At 67.7% G+C, this 14026-nt stretch carries 15 protein-coding genes and 1 pseudogene; 8 read left to right on the forward strand and 8 right to left on the reverse strand.

Annotated elements, in window-relative coordinates; genetic code table 11:
* From sphsw_RS12385 to sphsw_RS12395, 3 genes are all read left to right on the forward strand, one after another.
* Positions 1 to 454: endonuclease/exonuclease/phosphatase family protein (locus sphsw_RS12385; RefSeq protein WP_031440891.1), on the forward strand; the 454-nt coding region annotated here is incomplete at its 5' end.
* Positions 451 to 1506 (forward strand): GTP cyclohydrolase II, encoded by a 1056-nt coding sequence (gene ribA / locus sphsw_RS12390; protein WP_031440892.1) that lies wholly within the window; start codon positions 451 to 453, stop codon positions 1504 to 1506. The genes sphsw_RS12385 and ribA, both read left to right, overlap by 4 nt.
* Entirely contained in the window at positions 1503 to 2015 is a 513-nt protein-coding gene (locus sphsw_RS12395; RefSeq protein WP_051916637.1) for a YdcF family protein, read from the forward strand. Before ribA ends, sphsw_RS12395 begins: the two co-directional genes overlap by 4 nt.
* Here sphsw_RS12395 and sphsw_RS12400 read toward each other — a convergent pair.
* Positions 2012 to 2695: an HAD family hydrolase gene (locus sphsw_RS12400; RefSeq protein ID WP_031440893.1), complete on the reverse strand. Its 684-nt coding sequence runs from the start codon at positions 2693 to 2695 to the stop codon at positions 2012 to 2014. The two genes, sphsw_RS12395 and sphsw_RS12400, sit on opposite strands and share 4 nt — an antisense overlap.
* The gene (locus tag sphsw_RS12405) at positions 2692 to 3390 is read right to left on the reverse strand and encodes a YggS family pyridoxal phosphate-dependent enzyme (RefSeq protein WP_235188386.1); all 699 of its coding nucleotides are present in this window, start codon (positions 3388 to 3390) and stop codon (positions 2692 to 2694) included. Before sphsw_RS12405 ends, sphsw_RS12400 begins: the two co-directional genes overlap by 4 nt.
* Before the next feature lie 22 nt (positions 3391 to 3412).
* On the opposite strand from sphsw_RS12405, the gene sphsw_RS12410 reads away from it, so the two are divergent.
* A complete protein-coding gene (locus sphsw_RS12410; RefSeq protein WP_031440895.1) occupies positions 3413 to 3925 on the forward strand; it encodes a thiamine phosphate synthase in 513 nt (170 codons plus the stop codon).
* Between the two features lie 43 nt (positions 3926 to 3968).
* Here sphsw_RS12410 and sphsw_RS12415 read toward each other — a convergent pair whose 3' ends face one another.
* Positions 3969 to 4679, reverse strand: coding sequence for a hypothetical protein (locus tag sphsw_RS12415; RefSeq protein WP_234387526.1), 711 nt, complete (start codon positions 4677 to 4679; stop codon positions 3969 to 3971).
* A gap of 247 nt (positions 4680 to 4926) precedes the next feature.
* Here sphsw_RS12415 and sphsw_RS12420 point away from each other — a divergent pair, with 247 nt between their 5' ends.
* Genes sphsw_RS12420 through holA form a run of 4 tightly spaced genes read left to right on the forward strand, consistent with a single transcriptional unit; the run spans position 4927 to position 9413 of the window.
* Positions 4927 to 5358 (forward strand): DUF3576 domain-containing protein, encoded by a 432-nt coding sequence (locus tag sphsw_RS12420; protein WP_031396163.1) that lies wholly within the window; start codon positions 4927 to 4929, stop codon positions 5356 to 5358.
* 10 nt (positions 5359 to 5368) lie between these two features.
* A complete protein-coding gene (gene leuS / locus sphsw_RS12425; RefSeq protein ID WP_031440896.1) occupies positions 5369 to 7882 on the forward strand; it encodes a leucine--tRNA ligase in 2514 nt (837 codons plus the stop codon).
* On the forward strand, positions 7879 to 8397 hold the full coding sequence (gene lptE, locus sphsw_RS12430) for an LPS assembly lipoprotein LptE (protein WP_031396161.1): 519 nt from the start codon (positions 7879 to 7881) through the stop codon (positions 8395 to 8397). The genes leuS and lptE overlap by 4 nt, the downstream gene beginning before the upstream one ends.
* On the forward strand, positions 8394 to 9413 hold the full coding sequence (gene holA, locus sphsw_RS12435; protein ID WP_031440897.1) for a DNA polymerase III subunit delta: 1020 nt from the start codon (positions 8394 to 8396) through the stop codon (positions 9411 to 9413). Before lptE ends, holA begins: the two co-directional genes overlap by 4 nt.
* Positions 9414 to 9483: 70 nt before the next feature.
* On the opposite strand, the gene sphsw_RS12440 is transcribed toward holA, so the two are convergent.
* The 5 genes and pseudogenes from sphsw_RS12440 to sphsw_RS19425 form a co-directional block, all read right to left on the reverse strand.
* A complete protein-coding gene (locus tag sphsw_RS12440) occupies positions 9484 to 10395 on the reverse strand; it encodes a ParB/RepB/Spo0J family partition protein (protein WP_031440898.1) in 912 nt (303 codons plus the stop codon).
* A gap of 10 nt (positions 10396 to 10405) precedes the next feature.
* A complete protein-coding gene (locus sphsw_RS12445; protein WP_031396158.1) occupies positions 10406 to 11188 on the reverse strand; it encodes a ParA family protein in 783 nt (260 codons plus the stop codon).
* Positions 11185 to 11805 (reverse strand): 16S rRNA (guanine(527)-N(7))-methyltransferase RsmG, encoded by a 621-nt coding sequence (locus sphsw_RS12450; protein WP_031440899.1) that lies wholly within the window; start codon positions 11803 to 11805, stop codon positions 11185 to 11187. The genes sphsw_RS12445 and sphsw_RS12450 overlap by 4 nt, the downstream gene beginning before the upstream one ends.
* Positions 11802 to 13637 carry a tRNA uridine-5-carboxymethylaminomethyl(34) synthesis enzyme MnmG gene (mnmG, locus tag sphsw_RS12455; RefSeq protein ID WP_031440900.1) on the reverse strand — a complete coding sequence of 612 codons (1836 nt, stop codon included), beginning with the start codon at positions 13635 to 13637 and terminating at the stop codon, positions 11802 to 11804. The genes sphsw_RS12450 and mnmG overlap by 4 nt, the downstream gene beginning before the upstream one ends.
* A 54-nt stretch (positions 13638 to 13691) precedes the next feature.
* Positions 13692 to 14026 (reverse strand): annotated as a pseudogene (locus sphsw_RS19425) (tRNA uridine-5-carboxymethylaminomethyl(34) synthesis GTPase MnmE); the annotation flags it as partial.

Genomic DNA, 14026 nt, shown 5'->3' on the forward strand with positions numbered 1-14026 from the left:
CGACGTGCCCGACCGCGACGCCAATCCGAAATTCGGCCAGAAGCTCGACTTTCTGGAGCGGATGACGCGCTGGTCGGAAACGCTAAGCGGCCCGACGATCCTGGTCGGCGATTTCAACATCGCGCCGCTTGAGGCGGACGTCTGGAGCCACAAGCAGCTGCTCGACGTCGTCAGCCATACGCCGGTCGAGGTCGAGGCGCTGGCCCGGCTCCAGGCAGCGGGAAACTGGGTCGATCTCGGCCGCCGCTTCCATCCCGCCCCTGCGCGGCTGTTCACCTGGTGGAGCTACCGCGCGAAGGACTGGGCGACGTCCGATCGCGGGCGGCGGCTCGATCACATGTGGGCGACGGGCGCGGCCGCGGAGGCCGCGATCGCGCATCACGTCTTCGAGCCGTGCCGCAGCTGGCTCAAGCCCTCCGACCATATCCCGATCCTGACCGAGTTCGCCTTTTGAGCGATCGCCCCAATCCGCGCGCCGCGGCCCGCGCGGTCGATGCCCTGCGCCGCGGCTGGCCGATCGCGATCGACGGACTGACGTTGCTCGCGGTCGAGACGGCGGACGCGGACCGGCTCGCGGCATTCGATCCACCGGCGACCGGCGGCGTGCTGATCTCGTCTGGACGGGCGGTGACGCTGAAGCTCGCCAATCAGCTCGAGGCGGCCGACCCGACCGCCCCCGTCCTGGTCGATCGCGCGCCCTGGATCGATTTTCCTGCCGCGACCGCGCTTGCCGACCCGCAGTTCGACCTCGCGACGCCGCTCAAGGGTCCGTTCCGCACCCTGCCCGTCCCGCATCCCGACGCAGCCGCGGCGGCGTTGCGGCTCGCACGGATCGCCGGGCTGTTGCCCGCCTTCTTCCTGGGCAGCGGCGCGCCCGAGGCGATCGCGACCGCCGCCGATATCGATGCGCATGAGGATGCGACCCGGCTCGTCATCGCGACCCGCGCACGCTTGCCGGTCGAGGGCGCGGAGGATGCCGAGATCGTCGCCTTCCGCTCGCCGGAAAGCGCCGATGAACACATCGCCCTCCTGATCGGGCAGCCGAACGGCGATGCCCCGCTCGTCCGGCTGCACAGCGAGTGCCTGACCGGTGACGTGCTCGGCAGCCTCAAATGCGACTGCGGGCCGCAGCTCCACGCCGCGATCCACGCGATCCGGCACAGCGGCTGGGGCATATTGCTCTATCTGCGTCAGGAGGGGCGCGGCATCGGCCTGGTCAACAAGCTGCGCGCCTATGCGCTGCAGGATCAGGGGTTCGACACGGTCGACGCCAATACCCGGCTGGGCTTCGCGATCGATGCACGCGATTTCGGCGTTGCCGCGCGGATGCTGAGCCTGCTCGGCCAGAACCGGGTCCGGCTGCTCACCAACAATCCGGCCAAGGTCGCCGGGCTCGAGGCGACTGGTGTGACGGTGGCGGAGCGCGTCCCCCATGCGCTGCCCGCCAATCCGCACAATGCCCGCTATCTCGCGACCAAGCGCGACCGCACCGGACATCAGCTTTGATCGATATACCTCCCTCGCGGCGGCTGATCGTCGTGTTCGGCGCCGCGGTGCGTGCGGATGGCAGCCCGAGCCCGACGCTCGAGCGACGGATCGCGTTCGCGGCAGCGGCGGCAGCGCGCTATACCGAGGCGGACCTGTTCTGTTCGGGCGCGATCGGCCGTCATGGTCCGTCGGAGGCGTCGGTGATGGCCGACCGGCTGGCCGAAACGGTCGATCGGTCGCGGATCCACCTCGACGAAGCCAGTCTCGATACACTGCAGAGCGTGGTCGCAGCGACCCGGTTCGCCCGCGCGGGGCAGTATGCCCAGTGCATGATCTGCACCGACGGCTATCACCAGCCGCGCATCCGCATGTTGTTCGCGATGCTGGGGATGCCCGCCAGCGCGATCCACGTCCCGCATGGCGGCAGCCGCCGCTACCAGATCAAGATGCGCGCACGCGAGGCTGCGGCGATCCCCTATGACCTGGTGGCGGGCGTCGGCGCGATCCTGCGCAGGCGGCGGGCCTAGGCCCCCTCTCGCAGGACGCGCGCCACCGCCTCGAAATCGTCGGCCAGCGCATCGACGCCGATCGCCTTCAGCCGCGCGCCGTGGTCCGGCCCGCAATGCGACCCCGCGGACAGTCCGATGACATAGCCGCCCGAGGCCACCGCGCCGGTCGCGCCGACCGGCGAATCCTCGAGGATCGCGGTCCGGCCGATATCGACGCCCAGCCGTTCGGCACCATACAGATAGAGATCAGGCGCAGGTTTGCCGTTCGTGACATGCTCGCGGCCGCTGTAGAGATGATCGCCGAACGCGTCGCGCAGGCCGATATGGTCGAGGTGCCGCGCGATCCAGCGGGTCGGGCTCGACGAGACGATCGCCTTGGGCAGATCGGCCGGCAAGGCGCGCACGAAGGCGACCGCACCCGCGATCGCATCGATACCGGCGGCCATCACGCGGTCGTCCTCCGCCTTGCGCGCCGCGTAGAACGCCTCGGGCAGCGGCCGGTCGATCCAGCGCTCGATCGCGTCGACGAACTGCGGCCCGGCAAGCCCCATGAAGTTCGCCATCGACTCCTCCGCGGTGATCGGATGCCCTGCCGCGGTCAGCCATTCGGCGATATGGCGGTTGCCGAGCGCCTCGCTGTCGATCAGCACCCCGTCGAAATCGAACAGCAGCGCGTCGAACCGGACCGCGCCGGTCATGCGCGATGCCCCCGCGCGCCGAACAGCGCGCTGCCGATCCGGACATGCGTCGCGCCGATCGTCACCGCGGTCTCGAAGTCGTCGGACATGCCCATGCTCAGCCCCGACAGCCCGCAATCGCGCGCAAGCTTTGCCAGCAGCGCGAAATAGGGCGCAGGCTCGACGTCGGCGGGAGGCAGGCACATCAGCCCCGCAACCGGGAGGTCGGCCGCGCGGGCCGCGTCGAGCAGCGCGGGCAGGTCGGCGATCGCACAGCCGCCCTTTTGCGGCTCATCACCGATATTCACCTGGAGATAGCAGTCGGGGCGCCGCCCGCTCTCGCGCATCGCCTTGCCGAGCGCCGTGACCAGCGACGGACGATCGACGACATGGATGCAGTCGAACAACGCGACGGCATCCGCCGCCTTGTTCGACTGCAACTGCCCGATCAGGTGCAGGACGACGTCGGGGTATCGCGCCTTGAGCGATGGCCATTTGTCCGCCGCTTCCTGGACGCGATTCTCGCCGAATATCCGCTGACCCTGTTCGAGCAGGGGTTCGATCGCCGCCGCCGGATGCGTCTTCGACACCGCGATCAAGGCGACGTCCTCGGGCTTGCGACCGGCAATCTCGGCAGCCTTGGCAATCCGCGCGCGGATCTCGGCCAGGCGCTGCGCGCGGTCGGTTTCGTCGGTCATGCCGTTCGTGTCTGTCATGCGGGGCGCTATAGGCAGCAAGATGCCGCACCGAAACCCCGTCCCGCGCCTCTGGCTGATGACCGACGAGCGGATGGGCGATGCACTATGGCATGCGCTGCAGCGTATTCCGCCCGGATCGGGGGTCGTGATCCGCCATTATCAGACGCCCCCGGCGCAGCGTCGGGCGCTGGCGCTGCGCATCCGCCGCATCGCGCAGGCACGACGGCTGGTGGTGGTCGCGCGGCCCGGATTTGCCGGGATCGACGGCGTGCATGGCGCCGGCCGCGGTGGGAGCTTGCGGACCTGGCCCGCGCATGATCGGCGCGAGGCGATGCTCGGCGCGCGGGCCGGTGCCGACGCGCTGTTCGTGTCGCCGATCTATCCGACGCGGTCGCATCCGGGGGCGCCAGCGATCGGTCCCGCGGCTGCTATGCGGGTTGCGCGCGGGCTCGGCCTGCCGATCATCGCGCTGGGCGGCATGACCGCCGCACGGTGGCGGCGACTCAGGATGCTGGGCTTTCACGGCTGGGCCGCGATCGATGCGTGGACGTGATGGGGGCAATTCGCGGCTCACCGCCGGTCATGCTGCGCCCGGATCAGAAGCGGAAGGCAGTCCCGAGATAGACAGCTTGGCTGTCGCGACGATCGTCCTCGAGCCGAACGAACCGCTCACGGTCCGACCGATAGCGGACGCCCGCGGTCACATCGATGTTGCGCGTAAGCGAATAGGATCCGCCGAGATCGACAGAATAGCTCGGCGCATCCTCGACGAGACGCGGCGTATTGGCGAGCGGACGATCCGCCGCAGCCTTGACGCTGCCCGTGAACCGCTTGCCCGCATAGCTGACCGCGACATCGGCGGAGCTGCGACTGCCCGGCATCCCGGCCAGATCGACGCGTGCCAGATCGCCCGACACCGCAAACCGCTTCCAGCCGACCGACATGCCCAGATTATACGCGATCGGCGCCAATCCGACGGTCGGCGCGGTGCTGGTCGCGAGACGCGTGGTATCGATACCACGGTTAGTCTGCGCGCGGACAGCGACGGTGACGGCACGATTGTCGCGACGCGTTTCGGCCGGGGTGAAGCGGAAGCTGCCGGCATCGAAGCCGCCGCGCGCGAACAGCGCCGCAAGCCGGGGATCCGCCGCCGATGGGGTGAAGCCGCCCGTGCCCCGCACCGACAGCGCCGGGCGCTTGGCGATGCGGACCTGCTGTTCGGAGGCGCCGAACGCGGGCGCGACGAAGACCGCAGCGGCAGCAGCCACTCCGGCGAACATCCCGACCATCACGCGCTTGGCGACCAAAATAACAACTCCCTGCGAATCTTTTATAGACGAATCTTGTTACGATTCCTTCGCTGAACGGCAGCTAACACAGATCGATCCTCGTCAGCTATCCGCACCTAATGATTATCCGAAGGTGTTGCATCAGACACACAGAACAGGTCGAACGCCGTGGTTGCCGGACGAATTGCAGACGCCCACCCCATCCTTGCGGGTAGCAGGCCCGCCCTGTAGAGGCTGACGACGATCTATTGCCAGGATGATGCCGATGTTCCGCCCGCGTACCGCCCTCGTGGTTCTCGCCGCTCTGCCGCTGGTTGCGTGCGGCGGCGGCAGCGCCCGTCCCAAGGCCGATCTGGCCGCGTCGAAGATCACCACGATCGGCGTCAACAGCTATCTCTGGCGCGCGACGCTCGACACGCTGAGCTTCATGCCGCTGCTTCAGACCGACTCCAATGGCGGCGTCATCGTCACCGACTGGTACGTCAACCCGCAGACCCCGGCCGAGCGGATGAAGGTAACGGTATCGATCCTCGACCAGGACCTGCGCGCCGATGCCGTCCGCGTCGCGGCACTGCGCGAGATCAACCGCAACGGCCAGTGGGTGTCCGCACCCGTCCAGGCGGCGACCACGCAGAAGCTCGAGGACATCATCCTGACCAAGGCCCGCGACCTGCGTCGCGCCTCGATCGCGGGCTGAGGACGACATCATGGCGTCGCGTTTCAATGCGTTGAAGGCGGACGCGGCGTGGCAGAAGGTCTGGGACGAACGCAACACGTTCGCCGCTGACGATTCTTCGACCAAGCCGCGCTCGTACGTGCTCGAGATGTTCCCCTATCCGTCGGGGCGCATCCACATGGGGCATGTCCGCAACTACACGATGGGGGACGTGCTCGCGCGCTTCCGTCGGATGAAGGGCATGGAAGTGCTCCATCCGATGGGCTGGGACGCGTTCGGCATGCCCGCCGAGAACGCGGCGATGGAAAAGGGCGTGCATCCGGGCAATTGGACGCGCGCCAACATCGCCACGATGAAGGCGCAGCTGAAGCGGCTGGGCTTCGCGCTCGACTGGACGCGTGAGCTGGCGACGTGCGAGCCTGACTATTACGGGCATGAGCAGGCGCTGTTCCTCGACCTGTTCGCGGCAGGCTTGGTCTACCGCAAGGAATCGGCGGTCAACTGGGATCCGGTCGACATGACCGTGCTCGCCAACGAGCAGGTGATCGACGGGCGCGGCTGGCGCTCGGGCGCGCTGGTCGAGCGGCGCAAGCTGTCGCAGTGGTTCCTGAAGATCACCGACTTCGCCGACGAGCTGGTCGACGGCCTTGGCGCGCTCGAGCATTGGCCTGACAAGGTCAAGCTGATGCAGGAGAACTGGATCGGCCGCAGCCAGGGCCTGCAGTTCAAGTTCGCGCTGGCGGGCAATGCGACCGGCATCGACTCGGTCGAGGTGTTCACGACGCGGCCCGACACGATGTTCGGGTCGAGCTTCGTCGCGGTCGCCGCGGATCATCCGATCGCGCGCGCGATCGCCGAGACGAACCCCGATGCGGCTGCGTTCATCGAACTCTGCAAGCGTGGCGGCACCACCGCGGCGGAACTCGATACGCAGGAGAAGCTGGGCTTCGACACCGGGATCCGCGCGACGCATCCGCTCGATAAGACGTGGGAACTACCCGTCTACATCGCGAACTTCGTGCTGATGGAATATGGTACGGGCGCGGTGTTCGGCGTGCCCGCGCATGACCAGCGCGATCTGGATTTCGCGCGCAAATACGACCTGCCGGTCAAGCGCGTCGTCAGCGAAGGCGACGACGAGGCCCCCGTGTTCGTCGGCGACACCGCCTGGACGGGTGCGGGCACGATCGTCAACTCGCACTTCCTCGACGGAATGGACATTGAGGACGCCAAGCGTGTCGTGATCGAGCGCGCCGAGGGCGAAGGCTGGGGCAAGGGCACGACCGTGTTCCGCCTGCGCGACTGGGGCGTCAGCCGCCAGCGTTACTGGGGCACGCCGATCCCGATCATCCACTGCGACGCGTGCGGCGCGGTGCCGGTGCCCAAGGACCAGCTGCCGATCGTCCTGCCCGAGGACGTGTCGTTCGACATCCCCGGCAACCCGCTCGATCGTCATCCAACCTGGAAGCATGTCCCCTGCCCTAGCTGCGGCGGGAATGCGCGACGCGAGACCGACACACTCGACACGTTTGTCGATTCATCGTGGTATTTCATCCGCTTCGCCAGCCAGCCGGATGCGAAACCGTTCGACCGGACGGGCGCGGAGAAGTGGCTGCCGGTCAACCAGTATATCGGCGGCGTCGAGCATGCGATCCTGCATCTGCTCTACGCCCGCTTCTGGACGCGCGCGCTGAAGCATATCGGCATGCTCGACATCGCCGAGCCGTTTGCCGGGCTGTTCACGCAGGGCATGGTTACGCACGAGACGTACAAGTCCGCGGACGGCCGCTGGCTCGGCCCCGACGACGTGCGCGACGGCATCGAGATCGCGACGGGTGACGCGATCACCGTCGGTCGTGTCGAGAAGATGTCGAAGTCGAAGAAGAACACCGTCGATCCCGAGCCGATCGTCGACCAGTATGGCGCCGACGCGGTGCGCTGGTTCGTGCTCTCCGACTCGCCGCCCGAGCGCGATCTGCCCTGGAGTGAATCGGGTATCGAAGGCGCGTGGCGGTTCGTCCAGCGTCTCTGGCGCCTGATCGAGGCCGACGGTGCCGCCAACGCCGAGGGTGACGACATCGCGTTGCGCAAGCTCTGCCACCGGACGACAGTGGGTATCGAGAGCGATATCAATGGCTTGCAGTTCAACAAGGCGGTCGCGCGGCTCTACAGCCTGTGCAGCGCAATCGAGAAGGCACCGCAGTCCGCCGACCGCGAACAGGCGATCCGGACCTTGCTGCTGCTCGTCAGCCCGATGGTGCCGCACGTTGCCGAGGAAGCCTGGGCGACCGCGGGTAACGACGGCCTGATCGCCGACGCTGTGTGGCCCGAAGTCGATCCGGCGCTGCTGGTCGATGACGAGGTCACCATCGCGGTGCAGGTCAATGGCAAGCTGCGCGACACGCTCGTCTTCCCCAAGGGCGCGCCGAAGGATGAGGTCGAGGCGGCCGCGCTGGCCTCTGACAAGATCGTCCGCCTGCTCGAGGGCAAGCCGCCCCGGAAAGTGATCGTCGTGCCCGACCGCCTCGTGAACATCGTCGCATGACGCGGTACGCGCTTCTTGCCGGAGCCCTGCTGCTCTCGACCAGCCTGGCGGGTTGCGGGCTACATCCGCTCTATTCGGGCGGCAGCAGCGGCGCGGTTGCCGGCACGCTCGGCCAAGTCGAGATCACGCCGATCGAGGGCAAGTCCGGGTGGCTGATGGCGACCGCGCTCCGCGATCGGTTGCCGTCGAACGGCGCTGCGCCGCTGTATCGGATCGATATCCGGCTCGAGGACCAGATCAACGGCCTCGGCGTGCGTCGCGACGACAGCGTGTCGCGCGAACGCCGGATCCTGCGCGCGCGCTATCAGCTCGTCAGGATCGGTGACGGTACCGTCCTGCTCGACGCGACTGCCGGATCCGACGCCGGCATCGATGTCGTCCGGTCCGAATATGCGACGATCGCTGCCGAGAATACCGCGCTGGAACGTCTGTCGGGAATCGTTGCGGATCAGATCGTCGCGCGGATCGCGCTCTATGCGCAGCGGACCCCGCCGGCCCCCACGCCGGCCCCGTGAAGGCCAGCGCCAACCAGATCCGCGCCGCATTGGCCAGGCCCGGCCCCGATATCCGTCTCTATCTCCTCCACGGCCCTGACGAGGCCGGTGCAAGCGACCTCGCCCGCACGCTCGCCAAGGCGATGGGCCCCGATGCGGAGCGTGTCGATCTGGATGGCGCACAGCTCAGATCCGATCCCTCGCGGCTTGCCGACGAGGCGGCCGCCCTGTCGCTCTTCGCCACCGCGCGTCACGTCCGCGTAGCGTCGGCGGGCGAGGAGAGCCTCGAGGCATTCACCACTCTGTTGAACGCCGATCGAGCGGGCAACCCGGTCGTCGCGATCGCGCCCAGCGTCAAGACGAGTGCGAAGATCGTCAAGCTGGCGCTGGAATCGCCGCGTGCGATGGCGTTCGCCTGCTACGCGCCGACCGCCGCCGATGCAGAGCTGCTCGCCAGCACGATGGCGGGCGAACAGGGCCTGCGCCCTGCCCCCGGCGTCGCGCGCCGCCTCGTCGAGACCACCGGCGGCGACCGGGCGGTCATCGCGCGCGAGATCGACAAGCTTGCTCTGTATCTCGACGCGAGCCCCGAACGACCGCATGATCTCGACCACGCTGCGCTCGATGCGATCGGCGCAGACCTCGGCGAGGCGGAGATGGGTCAGGCGATCGACGCGGCGATCGAGGGGCGTGTCGCCGATCTCGGGACCGAACTCGCGCGGCTGGAAGAAGCCGGAACCTCGCCGATCCCGTGGCTGCGGCAGCTCGTCCGCAGACTGATCGCGCTGGCCGAGATGCGCGGCGAGATCGATCGCGGCGAGTCGGTCGATACGGTGATGAAGCGCCACCGCGTCTTCTTCCGCGACGAGGCACAGACCGCCAAGTCGCTCCGCCGCTGGTCGCCAGTGATGCTCGCTACGGCCATCGCCCGAGTCCGCACCGCCGAACGCGCGATCATGGCCCCGGGCAATCCCGGCGGGGTCGTCGCGGATGCCGCCATCGTCGCCCTTGCCCAAGCGATCGCGCGCAGAAACTAAAGCCCGCTAAATTCCCCCCGTCAGGCGGACGTAACGGAGGGGAGGACGCGACCCGCTTCCCCCCAGAAGTTCAAATCGCCCCGCCCGTCAGCCGTTGGCACACCATGTCGAGCTGATCGAGCGTCGAATAACTCAGTGTCAGCGTGCCGCCCGTCTCACTATGCGCAACGCGCACCTGTAGACCCAGCAGATCGGCCAGCTGCCGCTCGAGCGCTGCGATATCCGCATCGGGGATCCGCGCCTCGTTCGCCGCGGTCGCCGCAGCCCCGCCCGACCGAGTCCGGCCCGGTTTGGCATCGCGCGCCAGCTTTTCGGTCTCGCGCACCGAAAGCCCGCGGGCGATCACCTGGTCCGCCAGTGTCTCGACATCGGGCGAACCGAGCAGCGCGCGCGCGTGCCCCATCGACAGCGATCCTTCGACCACCTGCGACTGAACCTGCGCAGGCAGTTCGAGCAGCCGCAACAAATTGGCGACATGGCTGCGCGACTTATGGACGATCTTGGCCAGCACCTCCTGCGTATGGCCATATTCGGCCGCCAGGCGCTGATAGGCCTGCGCCTCCTCGATCGCGTTGAGATCCTCGCGCTGGATATTCTCGATCAGCGCGATTTCGAGCGTTTCGGCGTCGTCGAAGTCGCGGACGACGACCGGGACCTCGTGCAGTCGCGCCCGTTGTGCCGCGCGCCAACGGCGCTCGCCCGCGACGATCTGATAATCATGACCGTGCGGCCGGACGATGATCGGCTGGATCAAGCCCCGTGCAGCGATCGAGGCTGCGAGCTCGCTCAGCATCGCTTCGTCAAAGTGACGGCGGGGCTGGTCAGGATGCGGCGACAACGAACTGACCGGCAGCATGCGCACGCCGCTATTGGTCGGCGCATCACCGCTCGCGCTTACCGGCGCCTCGCGGGCCATCTCGCCCAGCAGCGCGTTCAGTCCGCGACCGAGCCCCGGCCGGCCGCGCTTGGTACCTTCACTCATGCCAATACCCTCACGCGGCTGCCCGTGCCGATACCGGAAGCCGACCGATCATCTCGCGGGCAAGCGCGATATACGCCTGCGATCCGCTGCAGCGATGGTCGTAGATCAGCGCCGGAAGTCCGTGACTGGGCGCTTCCGACAGCCGCACGTTGCGCGGGATGACCGTTTCGAACACCACCTTGCCCAGCACCGCGCGGACATCCGCCGAGACCTGATCGGTAAGCCGGTTGCGGCGGTCATACATCGTCAGCGCAACGCCGAGGATCGACAGGCCGGGGTTGAACCGCTGACGGATACGCTCGACCGTGCTGAGCAGCTGCGACAGGCCTTCGAGCGCGAAGAATTCGCATTGGAGCGGCACGAGCAGCGCATCCGCTGCGACCATCGCATTGATCGTCAGCAGCCCGAGCGAAGGCGGACAATCGATCAGCGCGATATCCCAATGCCCGGTCGAGTCCTGCATCGCACGATCGAGCCGATGCGTCCGGGCATCAAATTCGACGAGCTCGATCTCCGCCCCCGACAGATCGACCGTCGCGGGGATCACGTCGAGCCGGGGCACGCGGCTGTGCACCACGGCCTGGTCGATCGTCGCTTCGCCGATAAGGACGTCATAGCTCGATTTGACGCGTTGCGCATGGCCGATTCCAAGGCCGGTCGAGGCGTTGCCCTGCGGGTCGATATCGACCAGCAGCACTCGCATTCCCGTCGCCGCCAATGCGGTCGCGAGATTGATGGCACTGGTGGTCTTGCCCACCCCACCCTTCTGATTGGCGACCGCGATGGTGATCATCGCGCGCGGACTCGATCCAGAACCACGATAGACGACTCCGGGTTCGTGACGCTTTGTTCCACGTGGAACATAAAGTGCCAAGGCTTCTGAAGTGCGGTGATCTCTGCCTCATCGAGACGCCCCCGAGGCAATAGCCACCGCGTCTCTGTTGTGGCGCAGTGCGCCGCGCCACGCAAAAGGTTTTCGAGCGAGGCGACCGCGCGCGCCGAAATGATCCGCGCCGTTGCGGTGACGGACTCGACCTTGGTCGGATGCACTCGAACCTGCTCGCCGAGCCCGAGCCTGGCGACGCAGAGCTGGAGAAAGTCCGCGCGACGCCGGCGTGGTTCGACGAGATCGACCGGCCCATTGCGGACCAGTGCGACGACCATGCCCGGAAAACCACCTCCGGTCCCGATGTCGAGCCAGCGCATCGCATCCGTCTCCGGGCCCGCGAGTGCAACCAGCTGAAGCGAGTCGACGACATGCCGCTCCCAGATCGTCGGGATCGTCGAAGGTGCGATCAGATTCTGATGCGCGGCCTCCTCGACGACCATCGCGACGAACGCCGCAACCCGCTCGGTCGCGACGGGGCCAAACCGCTCGAGGACCCAGGTCCGTGCTTCGTCTTCGGTCATGCCGGCACTCGTTTCGTATGGAGAAGCACCGCAGACAGCGCTGCGGGCGTGATGCCCCGGATGCGTGCCGCAGCGGCCAAGGACAGCGGTCGTGCCGCACTCAATCGGTCGATCATTTCGTTCGACAGACCGGGGACCCGATCATAGGCAAGATCCTGGGGTAACAGGATCGCTTCGTCCGCACGCAACCGCGCGACCTCCTGCGCCTGCCGTTCGATATAGGGGGCGTAGCGCGCATCCTCGACGACCTCGTCGACCACCGCCGCCGGGATCCCGATCGCCGCATCAGGCGCGACATGCGCGAGCTTCACGCCCTCGAAGCGCAACCAGTCGAACGCAGTCCGCCGCGCGCCATCACGCCCCACCGCAACGCCCTGATCCGCGATCTCGGTCGCGGTGCGTTCGCCGTGCAGCGCGGATCGGAACCGGGCCCGGTCTTCGCCACGCGCGCGCTGATGGGCAAGCCGCGCGGTGCCGAGGCATCCCGCCGCCTCCGCGATCCCACCAAGCCGTGTCTCGGCATTGTCCGCGCGAAGCGACAGCCGGAACTCGGCACGCGCGGTCAGCATCCGGTATGGCTCGGTGACGCCCTGCAGGACAAGGTCGTCGATCATCACGCCGAGATAGCTCGACGCGCGGTCGAGGATCACCGGTGCGAGATCACAGGCATGCGCCGCCGCATTGAGCCCGGCGACCAGCCCCTGCCCCGCTGCCTCTTCATAGCCCGTGGTCCCGTTGAGCTGGCCGGCGCAGAACACGCCGTCGATCGCGGGAAGCGCCAATCGCGTATCGAGCGCGCGCGGATCGATATAATCATATTCGACGGCATAGCCCGGCATCGTCATCACGACACGCTCGAGCCCGGGAATGCTCGCGAGCATCGCTGCCTGAACCTCGACGGGCAAGGACGTCGACAGACCATTGGGATAGATCGTCGCGTCGTCGAGCCCCTCGGGTTCGAGGAACAGCTGATGGCCGTCGCGGTCGCCAAAGCGAGAAACCTTGTCCTCGATCGACGGACAATAGCGCGGCCCCGCGGCCTCGATCGCGCCGGTGAACAGCGGCGACCGGTGGAACGCGTCGCGGATGATCGCATGCGTCTCGTCCGTCGTCCGCGTGATCGCACAGGCGACCTGCGGCAGGATACGGTCGGTCGTCATCGGCGACATCGTCCATGGCTCGGGATCGGAGGGCTGCTCGGCAAGCGCGCCCCAATTGATCGTCCGCCCGTCGAGCCGTGGCGGGGTTCCGGTCTTAAGCCGCGCCATGGGCAGCGCACGCGCGCGGAGCTGGTCCGCCAGTGGCTTCGCCGCGCGCTCGCCGATCCGGCCCCCTTCCTCGCGGTCATCGCCACGGAAGATCCGCCCGCCCAGGAACGTCCCAGTCGCGAGCACCACCGCGCGCGCTGCGACCACGGCGCCGTCGGCAAGCACGACACCTGCGACGCGACCACCCTCCAGATGCAGCGCGCTGACCTCGCCGGCGATGATCGACAGGTTCGGCGTCGCCGCCAGCTGTGCCTGGATCGCCGCTGCATAGAGCCTGCGGTCGGCCTGGATCCTCGGCCCCTGGACCGCGGATCCTTTGCTGCGATTGAGCATCCGGTGATGGATCGCTGCGGCATCGGCAGCACGACCGATCAGCCCGTCAAAGGCATCGACCTCGCGCACCATATGGCCTTTGCCAAGCCCGCCTATCGCCGGGTTGCATGACATCGCACCAATCTGCCGCGCGTCGAACGACACCAGCGCAGTACGCGCGCCCCTCCGCGCTGCCGCGGCTGCGGCCTCGGTCCCGGCATGGCCACCGCCAACCACCACTACATCGAACATGCCATCGCCGTAGAGCGACGCGACGATCGCGTCAAAGTTGTTCCACGTGGAACATCACTTGCCGATGCAGAACCGGCCGAACAGTGCATCGAGCATCTCGCCGGTCGCATCGAGACCGAGCACTGCGGCGAGCCCGGTCCGAGCTTCGCGGAGATGCTCCGCAACGATCAACGGGTCCGTGCCCGCCGCACGCAGTGTCGCCGCAGCCCGCTCGCAGCGTAGGCGCTGATCCGCCTTGAGCGCCAGATCGTCATTGCGGGGAAGCAGCGCGGCTGCGCGATCATGGACCACGGCCCAGAGCCGGTCGAGCGATGCCTGATCGCTTTGTGAGAAGGCAATTACCCGACCGGGCGGAACGCCCCCGTCCCGCCCCGGCAGATCGGCTCGGG

It is taken from the genome of Sphingomonas sp. FUKUSWIS1, from assembly GCF_000733135.1.
Classification (GTDB): domain Bacteria; phylum Pseudomonadota; class Alphaproteobacteria; order Sphingomonadales; family Sphingomonadaceae; genus Sphingomonas; species Sphingomonas aerolata.

Coding starts and splice junctions, on each gene's coding strand:
- mnmG (WP_031440900.1), bottom strand. CDS start 13,637: ATGTTCGATGTAGTGGTGGTTGGCGGTGGCCATGCCGGGACCGAGGCC.
- sphsw_RS12450 (WP_031440899.1), bottom strand. CDS start 11,805: ATGACCGAAGACGAAGCACGGACCTGGGTCCTCGAGCGGTTTGGCCCC.
- sphsw_RS12440 (WP_031440898.1), bottom strand. CDS start 10,395: ATGAGTGAAGGTACCAAGCGCGGCCGGCCGGGGCTCGGTCGCGGACTG.
- sphsw_RS12410 (WP_031440895.1), top strand. CDS start 3,413: ATGCCGCACCGAAACCCCGTCCCGCGCCTCTGGCTGATGACCGACGAG.
- lptE (WP_031396161.1), top strand. CDS start 7,879: ATGACGCGGTACGCGCTTCTTGCCGGAGCCCTGCTGCTCTCGACCAGC.
- leuS (WP_031440896.1), top strand. CDS start 5,369: ATGGCGTCGCGTTTCAATGCGTTGAAGGCGGACGCGGCGTGGCAGAAG.
- sphsw_RS12405 (WP_235188386.1), bottom strand. CDS start 3,390: ATGACAGACACGAACGGCATGACCGACGAAACCGACCGCGCGCAGCGC.
- sphsw_RS12445 (WP_031396158.1), bottom strand. CDS start 11,188: ATGATCACCATCGCGGTCGCCAATCAGAAGGGTGGGGTGGGCAAGACC.
- sphsw_RS12420 (WP_031396163.1), top strand. CDS start 4,927: ATGTTCCGCCCGCGTACCGCCCTCGTGGTTCTCGCCGCTCTGCCGCTG.
- sphsw_RS12400 (WP_031440893.1), bottom strand. CDS start 2,695: ATGACCGGCGCGGTCCGGTTCGACGCGCTGCTGTTCGATTTCGACGGG.